The organism is Picosynechococcus sp. PCC 8807, assembly GCF_001693295.1.
Classification (GTDB): domain Bacteria; phylum Cyanobacteriota; class Cyanobacteriia; order Cyanobacteriales; family MRBY01; genus MRBY01.
The window spans coordinates 37,243-52,018 of the sequence record NZ_CP016489.1 but is presented as its reverse complement, the minus strand read 5'-3'; the positions used below and the strand labels follow the sequence as shown (position 1 = coordinate 52,018).

The 14,776-nt window shown below is 46.8% G+C and carries 17 protein-coding genes; 14 read left to right on the top strand and 3 right to left on the bottom strand.

Annotated elements, in window-relative coordinates; all coding sequences use genetic code 11:
• The first annotated feature begins 201 nt into the window (after window positions 1–201).
• The 3 genes from AWQ24_RS15330 (at window position 202) to AWQ24_RS15320 (ending at window position 2,364) form a co-directional block, all read left to right on the top strand.
• The gene (locus tag AWQ24_RS15330) at window positions 202–648 is read left to right on the top strand and encodes a MarR family winged helix-turn-helix transcriptional regulator (protein WP_065717525.1); all 447 of its coding nucleotides are present in this window, start codon (window positions 202–204) and stop codon (window positions 646–648) included.
• A gap of 119 nt (window positions 649–767) precedes the next feature.
• Window positions 768–1,571: an ABC transporter ATP-binding protein gene (locus tag AWQ24_RS15325; RefSeq protein ID WP_065717524.1), complete on the top strand. Its 804-nt coding sequence runs from the start codon at window positions 768–770 to the stop codon at window positions 1,569–1,571.
• Window positions 1,528–2,364 carry an ABC transporter permease gene (locus AWQ24_RS15320; RefSeq protein WP_065717523.1) on the top strand — a complete coding sequence of 279 codons (837 nt, stop codon included), beginning with the start codon at window positions 1,528–1,530 and terminating at the stop codon, window positions 2,362–2,364. Before AWQ24_RS15325 ends, AWQ24_RS15320 begins: the two co-directional genes overlap by 44 nt.
• Window positions 2,365–2,440: 76 nt before the next feature.
• Here the strand turns inward: AWQ24_RS15320 and AWQ24_RS15315 are convergent, their stop codons facing one another.
• Together AWQ24_RS15315 and AWQ24_RS15310 are read right to left on the bottom strand one after the other, a co-directional pair.
• Window positions 2,441–3,136, bottom strand: a complete 696-nt coding sequence (locus AWQ24_RS15315) for a response regulator transcription factor (protein WP_065717522.1) — start codon at window positions 3,134–3,136, stop codon at window positions 2,441–2,443.
• Complete coding sequence (locus AWQ24_RS15310) at window positions 3,133–4,260, bottom strand: sensor histidine kinase KdpD (RefSeq protein WP_012305538.1); 1,128 nt, start codon at window positions 4,258–4,260, stop codon at window positions 3,133–3,135. The genes AWQ24_RS15315 and AWQ24_RS15310 overlap by 4 nt, the downstream gene beginning before the upstream one ends.
• 343 nt (window positions 4,261–4,603) lie before the next feature.
• On the opposite strand from AWQ24_RS15310, the gene kdpA reads away from it, so the two are divergent.
• From kdpA to AWQ24_RS15265, 11 genes are all read left to right on the top strand, one after another.
• Window positions 4,604–6,310, top strand: coding sequence for a potassium-transporting ATPase subunit KdpA (gene kdpA / locus AWQ24_RS15305; protein ID WP_065717521.1), 1,707 nt, complete (start codon window positions 4,604–4,606; stop codon window positions 6,308–6,310).
• A 64-nt stretch (window positions 6,311–6,374) separates the two neighbouring features.
• On the top strand, window positions 6,375–8,462 hold the full coding sequence (kdpB, locus tag AWQ24_RS15300) for a potassium-transporting ATPase subunit KdpB (protein ID WP_012305536.1): 2,088 nt from the start codon (window positions 6,375–6,377) through the stop codon (window positions 8,460–8,462).
• A gap of 106 nt (window positions 8,463–8,568) precedes the next feature.
• Complete coding sequence (locus tag AWQ24_RS15295) at window positions 8,569–9,273, top strand: response regulator (protein WP_232318928.1); 705 nt, start codon at window positions 8,569–8,571, stop codon at window positions 9,271–9,273.
• Between the two features lie 47 nt (window positions 9,274–9,320).
• Window positions 9,321–9,572: a potassium-transporting ATPase subunit F gene (locus AWQ24_RS15290; protein WP_012305534.1), complete on the top strand. Its 252-nt coding sequence runs from the start codon at window positions 9,321–9,323 to the stop codon at window positions 9,570–9,572.
• A gap of 2 nt (window positions 9,573–9,574) precedes the next feature.
• A complete protein-coding gene (locus tag AWQ24_RS16335) occupies window positions 9,575–9,718 on the top strand; it encodes a hypothetical protein (protein WP_156785490.1) in 144 nt (47 codons plus the stop codon).
• 43 nt (window positions 9,719–9,761) lie between these two features.
• The gene (gene kdpC / locus AWQ24_RS15285) at window positions 9,762–10,334 is read left to right on the top strand and encodes a K(+)-transporting ATPase subunit C (RefSeq protein WP_065717519.1); all 573 of its coding nucleotides are present in this window, start codon (window positions 9,762–9,764) and stop codon (window positions 10,332–10,334) included.
• A 61-nt stretch (window positions 10,335–10,395) separates the two neighbouring features.
• Window positions 10,396–11,502 (top strand): sensor protein KdpD, encoded by a 1,107-nt coding sequence (locus AWQ24_RS15280; RefSeq protein WP_012305531.1) that lies wholly within the window; start codon window positions 10,396–10,398, stop codon window positions 11,500–11,502.
• 782 nt (window positions 11,503–12,284) lie between these two features.
• Entirely contained in the window at window positions 12,285–12,593 is a 309-nt protein-coding gene (locus AWQ24_RS15275; RefSeq protein WP_232318927.1) for a ParA family protein, read from the top strand.
• Complete coding sequence (locus AWQ24_RS15270) at window positions 12,590–12,835, top strand: hypothetical protein (RefSeq protein ID WP_065717518.1); 246 nt, start codon at window positions 12,590–12,592, stop codon at window positions 12,833–12,835. Before AWQ24_RS15275 ends, AWQ24_RS15270 begins: the two co-directional genes overlap by 4 nt.
• A 143-nt stretch (window positions 12,836–12,978) precedes the next feature.
• Complete coding sequence (locus tag AWQ24_RS16605) at window positions 12,979–13,125, top strand: hypothetical protein (protein WP_232318926.1); 147 nt, start codon at window positions 12,979–12,981, stop codon at window positions 13,123–13,125.
• A gap of 415 nt (window positions 13,126–13,540) precedes the next feature.
• The gene (locus tag AWQ24_RS15265) at window positions 13,541–14,050 is read left to right on the top strand and encodes an AlpA family transcriptional regulator (protein WP_065717591.1); all 510 of its coding nucleotides are present in this window, start codon (window positions 13,541–13,543) and stop codon (window positions 14,048–14,050) included.
• 177 nt (window positions 14,051–14,227) lie between these two features.
• Here the strand turns inward: AWQ24_RS15265 and AWQ24_RS15260 are convergent, their stop codons facing one another.
• Complete coding sequence (locus AWQ24_RS15260; RefSeq protein WP_065717517.1) at window positions 14,228–14,770, bottom strand: hypothetical protein; 543 nt, start codon at window positions 14,768–14,770, stop codon at window positions 14,228–14,230.
• Between the last annotated feature and the right edge of the window lie 6 nt (window positions 14,771–14,776).

Below are 14,776 nucleotides of genomic sequence, written 5' to 3'. Positions count from 1 at the left end.
CTTCGGCGCACAAAATATAGAACACAAACACTGACAGACTTCCTTGGGTATCCAACAGCCCAAGGATTTTTCATTTTCACCCTAGTTCTTGAAATATCGTGCGCCATGCGCGATTTGTAACCGTAGAGGGCGATTCGTAAATAATTGCGCTAAACTAATTGTTAGGCAACCTAACTGTTTGGGTGGCAATCTATCCTCACAATGAATACTCAAAGCTCTTCTTCATCTCTTTGTGCCGCTAGTCTCATGACCGTTATTCCGGTGGTCACCCGCTTTTTACGAGCCGAACTCCGCGCCCATGGGCAGCCCCATTTTTCCCTATCTCAACTCCGAGTGCTGTATTTTCTCAATCGGCAACCCCAAGCCTCCCTATCGGAGGTTGCTGACTATCTAGATGTGACCCGTCCGACGATGTCGGCCATGGTTGAGCGGTTAGTCCAGCGTAATTTAGTCCAACGCCAACAAGATCCACACGAACGGCGGCGCATTGCCCTGAGCCTGACCGACCACGGCATCGCTGAATTGGATCGCGTATATGGGGCCACCCTAGCCAGTGTCACCCAACGCCTAGAAGGGTTATCAGCAGAGCAAACGGCTCAAATGATGCAAGGCTTCACCATCTTAGAGGGGATTTTTGCTGAGAAGTAGCTGTTCAATAGACAGCGATGAGACTCGCTTTTTCTACCTGGTATTGACTGAAGAGAAATCTCATACCACAAGCTCCCCAATTCCCAGACCCTACGCCTATTAATTTACTCATTCCTCCCATGTCCGTCATCACCACCCACAATTTAACTAAACGCTTCGGCCTCAGAGCTGCTGTGGATACTTTTAGTTTGTCCGTCGAGCCAGGGGAAGTCTTTGGTCTCCTTGGGCCTAATGGGGCTGGCAAAAGCACCCTGATTAAAATGCTGACAACGCTACTGCCCTCTAGTTCAGGACAGGCGATGGTCGCCGGATACAACGTTCAGCGTCAGCCGATGGAAGTCCAACGACGGATCGGCTATGTACCCCAGGCACTTTCGGTGGATGGCACCCTAACGGGCTATGAAAATATGCTGATTTTAGCCAAACTCTATGGGGTTCGTCGTCGCCAGCGCCTAGAACGAATCCGAACAGCCCTCCATTATGTGGGCTTAGACACCGTGGCCCACCGCTTGGTCAATACCTATTCGGGTGGCATGATCCGTCGCCTCGAAATTGCTCAGGCGACCTTGCATCGACCGCCAGTGCTGTTCTTAGATGAACCCACAGTCGGGCTGGATCCGGTTGCTCGTAAAGCGATGTGGGATCTGATTTTGCAACTGCGGCAGGATCACAATACCACCATATTTCTGACGACTCACTTTATGGATGAAGCGGATGTGTTGTGCGATCGCCTTGCCATTCTCTACCAGGGACAACAGGTGGCGATCGGCACACCCAGCACCCTAAAAACAGGCATTCCCCAGACAGATGCCACGCTAGACGACGTATTTATCCACTACACCGGTGACTATTTCACCACCCAAGCAGACGGAGGCTATCATGACACTTCAACCACACGACGGACTGCAAAACGGCTGGGCTAAACCCACTCACCCTCAGTTTGCCACGACCGAATTTCTTCACAAAACCCTCGTTACCGCCGAATTAGAAATCCGCAAGCTACGGCATGACCCAGTGCAACTCTTTACCCGAGCGGTGCAGCCAGTGTTATGGCTGACCATTTTTGGTCAGGTGTTTACTCAGGTGCGAGGCATTCCCACGGGCAATCTTACATATATTGACTTTATGACACCAGGGATCTTGGCCCAGAGTGTCTTGTTTATGTCAATTTTTACTGGGTTGCTTGTTATCTGGGAGAAAGATTTAGGTATCTTGCACAAGCTAATGGTGAGTCCGGCTCCCCGCTCAGCTCTGGTGCTGGGAAAGGCCATTGGTGCCGGGGTACGATGCCTATCACAGCTTGTCATTGTCTATTTGGTAGCCATTTTCTTGGGGGTCAATCTGGATTGGAACCCGCTAGCCATATTAGGGGTGGCGATCGCCGTTATGCTGGGGGCCATTCTTTTTTCGGCTCTGTCCCTATCGGTGGCTTGTTGGGCACAAACCCACGAGCGGGTTATGGGGGTTGGCCAGTTGATGATGATGCCTCTGTTCTTTGCCAGTAATGCCATTTATCCGATTTCCATCATGCCGCCATGGCTACAACTCCTCTCACGACTGAACCCACTCACCTATCTTGTTGATGCCCTGCGCAACCTAATGTTAGTTGGCTCTGTAGAGAGCTATGGCTTACTCACAGATTTTGCGGTGCTCCTTGGCGGTGCAACCGTTTTGATTACCCTCTGCGGCAGGTTATATCCTCGTCTGGTGCGATAACCCGCTAAATACCCTCAAACTTCCAGAGGCTCCAACGGAATGTGATTTTAAGTAACAGAAAAGAAAAAATTAAGTTTTAGCTATCGATCGCTGGATTTTTAGACAGATTATCAGTCTTAATTAAGCCATGTCGCAGTGCGATGACAACTGCCTGGGTGCGATCGCGGGCCTCTAGCTTTTGCAAAATAGCATGGACATGAACGCGCACGGTACCTGAGGCAATGTAAAGGGTTTCAGCAATTTCAGAATTACTTTTACCGTTGGCAATCAGCGCTAAAATCTCCCCTTCTCGCTGGGTTAGGGGATTATCTTGCGCCGGGACGGATCGAGGCATTTCAGCCATGGGCTGCTGAAACTGGGCGCGAATTTGTTGAGTAGCCTGGGCATCCCACCAAGAAGCTCCTGCTGCGACGGACTGAATGGCCAAAATTAATGACTCGGCGTCCACGCCTTTGAGGCAATAGCCTTGGGCTTGGGCTTCGATAAGGCGATTAATCAAGGTGGGTTGAGAATGGGAGGTCAACACGAGGATGGGTAATTGGGGCTGCTGCTGCTTGATTTGACGACAGGTTTCAACGCCACCGATGCCTGGTAACCCTACGTCTAAAATGATAATGTCAAATTCTTGCTTGGTTATTAAATCAAGGGCTGTTTCACCATCTTCAGCTTCTGCGGTGATTTCTAGCAGTGCTTCTTGCTGGAGGCGTGTGGCTAGTCCTAGCCGGAATAGCTCATCGTCTTCAATTAATAAGACTTTAAGAGGTGAGGTCATACTGTCGTTTTGCTGGTGACAGAAATAGGTAACTGGTTGATATAAGCAGGTAAACGAAAAGCAAAGATTGCGCCCTGAGTATCAGATTCTGCCCAAATTGTACCGCCATGAGCTTCTATAATTTGGCGACTAAGATAAAGTCCTAATCCTGTACCTTTGGCTTGGCGATCGCCTTGACCCTGGTAGAAGCGATCAAACAAATGTGGCAACTCATTAGCGAGAATACCCTGTCCCTCATCTATGATTTGTACTTGGCAGTGACCATTGGTAGATCCCATGACCACTTGTACTGAACTGCCGCGTCGGGAATGGTTGACAGCATTTGACAATAAATTGACTAATACCCGTGAGAGCTGTAAGGCATCCCCATTGACGCAGTAAGACCGCCGAAAATCAGAATTTTCATCCCTCACCCGTAGATGAATTTGGCGCGAGGTGGCGAGGGGAACAACATCCGTCACGGCTTCTTCAACCAGAGTGAGTAAATCAACTTGTTGGCAATGTAGTCGTAACCCTTCAGCATCGTTGCGGTAAACATCCATCAACGTTTCCACCAGTTGCAACGTCTTTTGATGGCTGTGGGTCATAACGTCAAAGACGTGGTGTTGAGCCAGGGAAACCGGGCCAAAGTTTTCGCTACGCAACGCCTTTAATGTCTCCAGAGCCCCCAATAGTGGTGTTTTCAGATCATGGGTAAGGGTCGAAACAAAATCCTCCCGCATGCGGGCGAGTTGCTCCTGGGCTTGGATCTGTAATCGTTGCCGCGTAATGGCCTGTTCATAGGTTTGCAGGCGATCGCCTAAATAACCCGTAATCCCTAACGCGAGTACCGTAATCATACGATTTGCGACAGTTGCAGGCGTCACCATGCCGATTCCCGGAATCAATAAATTTAACAGCGTAAAGGCGATCGCCACAGCAGTTACCCAAATGGTGTCTCGACGGCTGAGCCGGGTGCTAGCGATAAGCACTGCCCCGACGTACAAATATCCAAAAATGTAGGGCGGGGGTGTGCTGTACTCCAGCAGGATAACCAAAATAAAGATGACCCCAATCAGCCAATGAATGCGATGACGGGCCTGAATTAACTGATCAAAATAGGAGGCAGATTTAGACCGGGTCATAGGAGAAATTGGGCTTACTTTAAGAATTAAAAGATACTGGGCAACTTAAATTATTTATCAATCTATTTATTTTAAGAGTTGAACTGGATAAACAGGCTGAATTTATATCATTTGATATAAATACTTATAGGCTTTGTCTAAACGCTTCTAAACAAATCCAATTTTTCTGCCTAATCCTGGCGATATAAATCCCACATAAACTCGACTCTATACCTTGTCAAAGCCATTAAAAAAGCGAAATAGTGTTGTTGTTATCAACCATTCTTAAGACTGATGAATACGGGATTTAAACACTCCAAAATTCAAACGTTTTATTTCCCTTATTAGTTAGGAGTTTCTTCCCATGACACAGGGATTTTTTCAACTCGCGATCGCCTTGGCAATTTTACTGTCAGTTGCGCCTTTTTTAGGCAGGTATATGGCACGGGTTTTTATGGGACAGAAAACCCTGCTCGACCCTATTGCTATCCCGTTAGAGCGATTGCTATTTACCATTGGAGGCTTTGCTAATCAGTCTTCGATGACGGGTAGAAAATATGTCAGTGCGGTACTGGTAAGCAACTTGGTGATGGGGATTCTGGTTTTCTTCATCTTCCTATTGCAAAGAGCATTGCCACTAAATCCGACTAATTTGACGGCCCCCAGTTGGCATTTGGCCCTGCACACTGCTATTTCGTTTGTCACCAATACAAATCAGCAACATTACTCCGGTGAAACCACCTACAGCTACTTTTCCCAGGTAGGGGCACTGGGTTTTTTAATGTTTACCTCAGCAGCAACGGGGATTGCAGTGGCGATCGCCTTTATTCGGGGTTTGACGGGAAATGCCCTCGGTAATTTTTATGTTGATTTGACTTTATCAATCACACGGATTTTACTGCCGATTTCGATTGTGGGGGCGATCGTCCTAGTGATTGCTGGTGTACCGGAGACATTCGCCGGGCCAGCCGTTGCCCAAACCTTAGAAGGTGCAACTCAATACATCGCCCGGGGCCCCGTCGCCCACTTTGAAATCATTAAAGAATTAGGTGAAAATGGCGGCGGCTTTTTTGGGATCAACTCGGCCCACCCCTACGAAAATCCCAATAACTTTGTAAATCTATTTACTAACATTATCATGCTGATCATTCCAGCAGGACTGATTTTGACCTACGGCATTATGGCGCGTAAACCCCGTCAGGGCTGGCTGATTTTTGGCATGGTCTTTATCTTTTATGTTCTTATGGTGGGCATCACTGCTTACGGTGAGTATGTCGGTAATCCGCTGGTGAACAACATTCTGGGTGAACAAGTTCCCAACTTAGAAGGTAAAGAAGTACGCTTTGGCTGGGCACTTACTGCACTCTGGGCAGTGTCTACGACCGGAACTATGTGTGGGGCGGTCAACGGGATGCATGACTCTTTGATGCCCCCTGGTGGGTTTGCCACCCTCTCGGATATATTTCTGCAAATTATTTGGGGGGGACAGGGTACAGGTACCGCCTACCTATTCGTTTTCTTGATTTTGACTGTTTTCCTGACCGGGTTAATGGTTGGACGCACCCCAGAATTTCTCAGCCGCAAAATCGAGAAACGGGAAATTGTCCTTTCTAGCATCATCTTACTGGCTCACCCGATCGCCATTTTGATTCCCGGCGCGGTTACCCTGGCTTTTCCTGAAGCTTTGGCAGGCATCAGTAACCCTGGCTTTCATGGCGTTTCCCAAGTGATTTATGAGTATGCTTCTGCTGCTGCGAATAATGGTTCCGGCTTTGAAGGCTTAGGAGATAACACTCTCTGGTGGAATCTGAGCACGAGCTTTTCGTTAATCGTTGGTCGTTATGTGCCCATCATTGCCCTGATTTATCTGGCCGACAGCATGGCCCAGAAACAATCAGTCCCAGAAACAGCTGGCACTCTTTACACTGACAGCTTTTTATTCACAGGTGTAACCGCAGGCACCATCCTCATTCTTGGAGCATTAACTTTCTTGCCGGTGCTGGCATTGGGACCGATTGCGGAAGGGTTTGCGATCGCCAAAGCCGCCGCTGAAGTTACGGCTGGGCTCTAACCCTTGATGAGTAATTGCTTCGCTGAACACCGTTAATCTTTAGTTTCTTAACCCATTACTAGCCATGACCAGTTCCATACAACCCCGCCATCAACCCGGTGGACCCCGCGAGGGGCGACGACACACCCCAAAAGTCGATATGTCAGGTCTTTACCAGCGGGCATTTAAAGAAGCGTTTTACAAACTTGATCCACGGGTGATGATCAAAAACCCCGTCATGTTTGTGGTGTGGGTGGGCACGATCATCACGATTTTGCTGACTTTCAACCCAAATCTCTTTGGCTCTGTGCCGGACAACTCAGTTTTGTTTAATGGTTTAATTGCCATCATCCTGTTCTTTACGGTTGTTTTTGCTAACTTCGCTGAAGCAGTAGCCGAAGGTCGGGGTAAGGCTCAGGCGGATGCGCTGCGCTCTACGAAGTCAGAGACAACCGCTCGCAAAATTTTAGCTAATGGCTCCATTGAGGAGGTTTATTCCACCAGTTTGAGCCGGGGCGATCGCATCAAAGTCATCGCAGGCGATATTATCCCCGCCGATGGCGAAGTGCTCGACGGCGTTGCCTCCGTGGATGAATCAGCAATTACTGGGGAATCTGCTCCAGTGTTAAAAGAAGCAGGTTCAGATGTAGCCAGTTCCGTCACGGGTGGCACCAAAATTATTTCCGATGAGCTGATCATTCAAGTAACCGCCGACCCAGGTAAAGGCTTCATTGATCGCATGATTGCCTTAGTCGAAGGAGCCGAACGCAGTAAAACCCCAAACGAAATTGCCCTGACGGTACTACTAGCGGTGCTGACCCTGGTATTTTTAATTGTCGTCGCCACTCTACCGACTCCAGCCGCCTATATTGGCAGTCCCGTCAGCGTAGCCATTTTGATCGCGCTGCTGGTGGCGTTGATTCCCACTACGATTGGTGGACTACTGAGCGCGATCGGCATTGCCGGGATGGACCGCGTCGCACAGTTTAATGTCGTGGCGACTTCTGGTCGAGCGGTGGAAGCCTGCGGCGACATCAATACTCTGGTGTTAGATAAAACTGGCACCATTACCCTAGGTAATCGTCTGGCCGAGGAATTTATTCCTTTGAATGGTCATAGTTTAGAGAAAGTCGCAGCGGTGGCGCTGGCTGCGAGTATCTTTGACACCACCCCTGAAGGAAAGTCCATTGTGCGATTAGCGCAGCAGCAAGGAGCCGCGATCGCCTTCGACAAAGATGCGGCGGAAGCAGTAGACTTCTCTGCCCGTACCCGCATGAGCGGCATAAATTTAACCGATGGTGGCGAAATTCGCAAAGGAGCGGTGGATGCAATTCGCGGCTTTGTAAGATCCCGTGGTGGTACAGTCCCTGAAACTCTAGATCAAGCTTTTGAGCGGGTTTCTCGCTTAGGTGGTACACCCCTTGCCCTCTGTCAAGATGATGAAATTTATGGGGTAATTTACCTAAAAGACATCATCAAATCCGGCATTCATGAACGGTTTGACCAACTGCGACGGATGGGAGTTCGTACCGTCATGTTGACAGGGGATAACCGTATTACCGCTGAAGTGATTGCCCGTGAAGCTGGTGTCGATGACTTTGTTGCTGAGGCTACCCCTGAGGATAAAATTCAGGTCATTCAGGCGGAACAGGCACAAAGCAAACTGGTAGCCATGACAGGGGATGGCACCAACGATGCCCCAGCTTTAGCCCAAGCAAACGTTGGTTTGGCAATGAATTCCGGCACCCAAGCTGCTAAAGAAGCCGCAAACATGGTCGATCTTGACTCTGACCCCACCAAGCTAATTGACCTAGTCACGATTGGTAAGCAATTGCTGATTACGCGCGGCGCGTTGACCACTTTTTCCATTGCCAATGATATTGCTAAATACTTTGCCATTATCCCAGCGATGTTTGCAGCGGCGGGCATCGGCGCCCTCAACATTATGGGGCTGAATAGCCCTCAATCGGCTGTTCTGTCTGCTCTCATCTACAACGCTCTAATTATTCCAGCTCTGATTCCTTTGGCTTTAAAAGGAGTGAAGTTTCGTCCTTTGACAGCTAACCAACTACTGCAGCGCAACATGCTGATTTTTGGTCTGGGTGGAGTCATCGCGCCCTTTATCGCCATCAAGCTTATCGATGTTGTTGTTGGCAGAGTTGGTTTGGCCTAAAGGGCTCTACATCATGGTCTTTTTTCTTCATATACCGTTAATGTCCGAATCTTCGAATGTTCAAGCGTCTAGTAAATCTGAAATATCTTCAGCGGAGCTTACCCCGATGGAAAGTGCTATGACCTCGGCGACTATTTTGATCGTTTACCACGAGAAAGCAACCCGACTAATATTGACGAATTTTCTGCAACCGGAAGGCTACCGCATTTGTGGGGCAGCGAATTGGGAAGCTGCTTTTGAGCAGTTACAACATCAGACTATTGATCTAGTAATTTTAGATTTCGCCATTGCTCAACAAGTTGAAGGCGGGTACTTAGGAAAACTACTCTCGCTTTATCCCAGCATCCGCGTGGTGATGATTTGTGACCATTGCAGCTTGGAAGAGGCTGTTGATGCTATGAAACAGGGGGCGGTGGATTTCATTCATGAACCCCATGGTTATTTCCAACGTCCCTTTGAGCCTGATCATATTCGCACCGTCGTTGCTGAAGCCTTGAATCGTTCTCCTGCTGCTGGAGTACTCACAGATGACTTTAATGAGCTGATCGAACTAGCCCGCCAGTGTGCTCGACAAAAAAACTTTGACCAAGCCCGCAAGCTTATTGGTGAAGCGATGAAGCAGGCTCCGGAACAGCCAGAGTCTCTTACTTTATTGGGTTTGATTACTGAATATTTGGGCGATCGCCTAGAAGCCCTCAAACTTTACCGAGCTGCCTTGGGACTCGATCCGACCTATCAACCTGCTGACATGAACCTAGAGCGCGCCACCACTAATTTGAAGGCTCGTCCTCGTTTTGACGATGTCCTTTAGCGATAACCGTTCCACCACTTCCTAAAAATACACTTGGAGATCTGTTGATGAATAGATTTACCCTACGCCCCTTTGAAATTTGTAACGACTGGCTAGAGCGCCTACTACAACGCCGCACCCGGTTTGCTTTGGGGCTGTTTATGGCTCTGTGCTTAAACTTGGCGATCGCCCCTGCCCTCTATGCCGCAACTGGTAGCCTCAGTCGGGGGAATGCCTACGCCCTCGGTCTTCTCGGTCTGGTGGTCATTGGTCTTGCCGCCTATCTCACTACCGTTATTCTGAAACCGGAGAAATTTTGATCATGCTAAAAAGACTCATTAATCAGATCCGCGAACAGATTCGACTCGCTCGAATGAATCGCCAAATCCGCCAAGCAGAACTAGACAGAATTCGCGATCGCCACCGTCGCCGACATCCCGAAAAAAACAAAAATTCTGCTGATTAACTTTCCAACCCTTTCTTTATCAACCTCAATCCCCTTAAAAATCATGATTCAAGAGATTGCCACTAGCATTCGTACTACAGTCTTTCTTTGGTTACTTACTGCTTTGATTTACCCTTTGCTGATTTTCATGATCGGTCAGGGCCTTTTTCCAATCCAAGCCAACGGCAGTCTAATTGTGAATAACCAAGGGCAAGTCATTGGCTCTAGCCTCATCGGTCAAGCCTTTAGTAGCGAAGACTATTTCTGGGGTCGCCCTAGCGCAGTCAATTACAGTATCAGCGAAGATGCCGCCCCTACCGGACTATCCGGAGCGACGAACCTAGCTCCCAGTAATCCTGACCTGTTTGCATTGGTTAAGGAAAGAGCCGAAATCCTGCGGGCTGCCGATCTTGAGCCGACTGCTGACCTGCTCTACAGTTCTGGCTCTGGCCTCGACCCCCACATTTCTCCTACTAGTGCGATCGCTCAAATCGACCGGATTGCCGCCGCTCGTAATCTTTCCCCTGATGACTTAGAAATCTTAATTGAACAGAATACCGAAGGACGATTCTTAGGAATTTTTGGTGAACCTGCTGTCAACACAGTCACCCTTAATTTGGCCCTTGATCAGCTCTAAAGCTTTGAAAACAGGAACTTTCTAGCCTGCATATTCTCTGACTATCCTCTTGCTCTTTTAGATGTACAACCCTACTGCGATCGCCGCTACTAACTACCAAATACTCCCCCGTCGAGGCAAACACAAAATTTTTATTGGCATGGCCCCTGGAGTTGGTAAAACATACCGAATGCTCGAAGAAGGACATGCCCTTAAGCAAGATGGTGTTGATGTGGCTATTGGCTTATTAGAAGCCCATGGGCGGGAGGAAACAACCCTGAAAGCTGAAGGCTTAGAGCTAATTCCTCGTAAACAAGTTTATTGTCGAAATGTTTTATTGCAAGAAATGGATACCGAGGAAATCTTAAGGCGATCGCCCCAGTTAGTCCTGATAGATGAACTAGCTCACACGAATATACCCGGCTCTAAACAAGAAAAACGTTATCAAGATGTTGAAAAAATTCTAAATGCCGGAATCGATGTCTATTCAACGGTTAATATTCAGCATCTAGAAAGCTTAAATGATCTCGTATATCGCATTTCTGGGGTTGTAGTAAGAGAACGCATTCCCGACCGAATCATTGATGATGCTGATGAAATTGTTGTAGTTGATGTAACCCCAGAAACATTACAAGAACGACTTCAGGAAGGAAAAATTTATGCGCCTGAAAAAATTGATCAAGCTCTACAAAATTTTTTTCGTCGTAGTAATTTAATTGCTTTAAGAGAATTAGCGCTACGTGAAATTGCCGATAACATTGAAGAAGAATCCATTTCTGAAACTAAAAATCTCCATTACAATATTCGAGAACGGGTTTTAGTATGTATTTCAACTTACCCAAATTCTATTCAGCTTTTACGCCGGGGCGCTCGAATTGCCAATCATATGAATGGACAATTGTTTGTGTTATTTGTAGCACCTGCGGGTAAATTTTTATCAAAATCAGAAGCATTACATATCGAGACATGCAAACGATTATGTCAAGAATTTACAGGGGAATTCTTAAGGATAGAATCACCGAATATTGTTACCACAATCGTCAAAATCGCAACCCAAGAACGTATTACTCAAATTGTTTTAGGGGAAACTCGTCGCTCCCGATTTCAATTATTATTCAAAGGCTCTATTGTACAGCAGCTAATGAGAGCATTACCCCAAGTTGATATACATATCATTGCCAATAATTAAAATTCAACTAACTGGACAAGAGAACGCACTTAAACAGCAAGCATCGATTATAAAAAGTATCGTCTCAATCCTCTATTCAGAAGATATCCTGATGAAAGCAAAGCCGTAAAGATTGCTCGAAAATTCAAGCATCTCCCCCCAAAGGCGGCGTTTTTTTATGTTTTTATGAGAGTCCAAGATAAGGGACAAGATAAATTTGAATTCCGGGGACGGACGGGGGCGATCGCATAACCTCTACTGCTTCTAATGATTTTGATGATCAAAAAAATGAAGAAGATCAATAACCATGACCTTGCCTCCAGGATCCGTTCTCCAATTTTTTTAACCTGCGGAATGTAGGAATTAGGGCAGCGCGAAAGTACGGGTATGTAAATTATTTTGTGCAAGCGGTCAAAATCAATAAATCAGTAACGGTGTTTATTTAGCAATGGACCCGTTTTGGTCGCTAAGGCTAAAACCATTGATATATAAACTTTTCAAGCATGAGTATAATAACTCATTAAAAGTTCGACTTTGACAAACCGTATTCTTCAGCAAATATATAACTGTCCCATTTATGATGCTTAGAGCAATAACCCAAAAAGTCTAGAAGTCTTATAAATAGTGGGTTTGGCAAGAATAATTGTCCCATTTAAACATAGAAGTGGGACAGTATTCTGACTTTCTAGGAACTCAAAAGTTGACCTCCAGAATTGCTTAGCGACCAAAACGGGTCCATTGCTAAATAAACACCAAATAGTGATGACCTTCAAGAATTGGCTAAGGGTTGCGACCTACTCATCTTGCCAACGACCCCGGATGTAGTCAGTCTAGAACCGATGCTGGCGATCGCCAATGATGTGGGAGATGCAAGATACCGAGCGTTACTAACCATTGTGCCACCCTACCCCAGCAAGGAGGGAGAAACGATGCGTAATGAGTTAATCGCAAACGGTGTCCCTACTTTTCAGAGCTTGATTCGCCGTAGTGCTGCTTTTCAAAAAGCGGCTTTAGCTGGTAAACCAGTAAACCAGATGTCTGGTAGAGATAAAATTCCTTGGAATGACTTTGAGGCGCTGGGTAAAGAAATTATGGAGGTATTAAAAAAATGAGCGGCAAATTTGGAGACATCATCGGCAGAGCAAAACAAACCAGCAAACCAGCAAGCCAGATATCTGACCAACAAAATAATCAGCAATCTGATCAGTCCACCGAGACCGAAAAAATGGTGAATCTTTGTGTGAAGGTTCCTAAGTCTCTCAGGCAGCATTGGGCGGCAGAGGCTAAACGAAACGGCATCACCATGACTGAAGTAATTACTGAAGCTTTAAACCAGAAATTTGGCAAACCATAAAACCAGATTTAATGCTATGGTCGCTTTTCTTTTGACGAAATGACCCCATAAAACCCCAGATTTTTCGTTTTTTATTCAGGCAGGATGCAGTCGAAGCGACTCTATCCCGCCGTTTCCTTTTAAACCAGTGGGAAAAGGCATCGGTGGGCAACCTCACCACAGTCATCAGGGCGATGCAGGATTTAGAGGCAATTATCGATGATGTCCCGGCGGCGATCGCCTACTGTCAAGGGCTTGATGACAAGGTGAAAGGCTGTGTCATCAAGCCCTGCTGTCCGAAATGGAGGTAAAGGGGTTCATGTAATAGGCGTTTGCTCAAGTTCAGTCTCAGTCATTGATAGGCTTGAGCTAATTTTTCTGTAACCTCTGAAAATAGCGTGGCTCGATAAAACCGCTTACTTGTCGATTGACAAGTGAAAAAATAGCACCTATCTTGGAATCAAGACATGAATCGAAATCGACATCCCAATAAAGAAATCGAAGCGGCGCTGGAGTACGCAGAAGCTAACGGCTGGAGAGTGGAAATAGGCGGCGGGCATTGTTGGGGAAGACTCCTATGCCCCGAAAACAAGGGCTGTCGCAATCGCCTGTTTTGCGCTAATTCGATTTGGTCTACGCCGAAAAATCCTCAAGGTCATGCCAGAAATATTCGTAAATGGGTTGATGGTTGTGATGAGAATAGGGAATGAACAAAGGACTAAAACCATGAAATACTATAACTTTGAGCTATCTTTCAGGCTCCCTGGTGTCAATACAAACCCTGAGCAATACTTAGACGCACTATTTGAGGCTGGCTGTGACGATGCAATGATTGGTATTGGCCGTAATGGGTTTATAGGAGCTGACTTTAGTCGGGAATCTGAATCTTTAGAGTTAGCTGTTGAGTCCGCAATTAAAGATATCGAGAGCGCTATTCCCGGAGCTGTACTGATTGAGGCTGGGCCAGATTTAGTCGGGGCTTCAGATATTGCTGCTATTCTCGGATGTAGTCGCCAGAATATTAGACAGCACCTGACAATGGCTGATGAAAACGGCCCTATTCCTGTATACCAAGGTAAACGCGACCTGTGGCATCTTGCAGAAGTTCTGATCTGGTTACGAGATGCTAAAGGGTTAAAAATTGAACCTGAACTAATAGAAGTCGCGGCTTACGTGATGACATTCAACTCGAATTGCCAGTCTAAAAAAACCAAAAAAGTAGCGGCCCTGGCTTAATCATCTATGGTCAACTACAAGCCTTTTTTACGAATCCGATTCACGCCTGAGAGCGATTTATAAAGAAGGCTCCTCGGCGTAATAATTTTTCTTATGGTCGCCGCCCGCTTTGGCTGAACTTACCCTCAAAAGTTTCAACACATTCAAAAATCCTCTCAATTTTCCGACCTAAGGAAATCAGTCTCCGATAGCGGCGATTTTGCCTCCGTCAGAAGAAAACCTCCAGAGGTGCGTCAGGTGTGGGGAGCTCTTCAATAGCAGTGCTGATTCTTCTGGCTGTATGGAGATATCGGAAACATCTAAAGTTTTGTCTCCATACAGGGCGGCATCAAATCTTCGCTGAAATTCCTCGGAACACCCAATCTCATTTATTCGTTTCCAGAAGGAGTCGATGATATATCGACGTATGACAGCCTGTTGTTCCTTAATGATGCCTGGGGTCTCTTCTATGACCTGGTTGGCAAAGGTCATTGATTCTCGTTCCAGGAAATGGCTGAGTTCTGGTGTCACTACTGTTTGTGTTGGTTGATGGGTGACCAAGGCGATCGCTTGTTTGTAGGTTTTATTCTCCTGGCGCACTAAATACCAGACCTGCTCTAGTAAGGCTGTCTGTTCTGGCGTAAATACCTCTGTGTTGAGATCAATGGCCAAAGCCCCCAAGACTTGGTTAAGTTTGGTCATTGAGGTTTTGTACTGGCTGATGATGTCTTGTTTATTCATGGGTCA

Excerpts from the sequence above, each read along its gene's own strand:
- AWQ24_RS15330 (WP_065717525.1), top strand. The coding sequence starts at position 202 with ATGAATACTCAAAGCTCTTCTTCATCTCTTTGTGCCGCTAGTCTCATG.
- AWQ24_RS15325 (WP_065717524.1), top strand. The coding sequence starts at position 768 with ATGTCCGTCATCACCACCCACAATTTAACTAAACGCTTCGGCCTCAGA.
- AWQ24_RS15320 (WP_065717523.1), top strand. The coding sequence starts at position 1,528 with ATGACACTTCAACCACACGACGGACTGCAAAACGGCTGGGCTAAACCC.
- AWQ24_RS15315 (WP_065717522.1), bottom strand. The coding sequence starts at position 3,136 with ATGACCTCACCTCTTAAAGTCTTATTAATTGAAGACGATGAGCTATTC.
- AWQ24_RS15310 (WP_012305538.1), bottom strand. The coding sequence starts at position 4,260 with ATGACCCGGTCTAAATCTGCCTCCTATTTTGATCAGTTAATTCAGGCC.
- kdpA (WP_065717521.1), top strand. The coding sequence starts at position 4,604 with ATGACACAGGGATTTTTTCAACTCGCGATCGCCTTGGCAATTTTACTG.
- kdpB (WP_012305536.1), top strand. The coding sequence starts at position 6,375 with ATGACCAGTTCCATACAACCCCGCCATCAACCCGGTGGACCCCGCGAG.
- AWQ24_RS15295 (WP_232318928.1), top strand. The coding sequence starts at position 8,569 with ATGGAAAGTGCTATGACCTCGGCGACTATTTTGATCGTTTACCACGAG.
- AWQ24_RS15290 (WP_012305534.1), top strand. The coding sequence starts at position 9,321 with ATGAATAGATTTACCCTACGCCCCTTTGAAATTTGTAACGACTGGCTA.
- AWQ24_RS16335 (WP_156785490.1), top strand. The coding sequence starts at position 9,575 with ATGCTAAAAAGACTCATTAATCAGATCCGCGAACAGATTCGACTCGCT.
- kdpC (WP_065717519.1), top strand. The coding sequence starts at position 9,762 with ATGATTCAAGAGATTGCCACTAGCATTCGTACTACAGTCTTTCTTTGG.
- AWQ24_RS15280 (WP_012305531.1), top strand. The coding sequence starts at position 10,396 with ATGTACAACCCTACTGCGATCGCCGCTACTAACTACCAAATACTCCCC.
- AWQ24_RS15270 (WP_065717518.1), top strand. The coding sequence starts at position 12,590 with ATGAGCGGCAAATTTGGAGACATCATCGGCAGAGCAAAACAAACCAGC.
- AWQ24_RS15265 (WP_065717591.1), top strand. The coding sequence starts at position 13,541 with ATGAAATACTATAACTTTGAGCTATCTTTCAGGCTCCCTGGTGTCAAT.
- AWQ24_RS15260 (WP_065717517.1), bottom strand. The coding sequence starts at position 14,770 with ATGAATAAACAAGACATCATCAGCCAGTACAAAACCTCAATGACCAAA.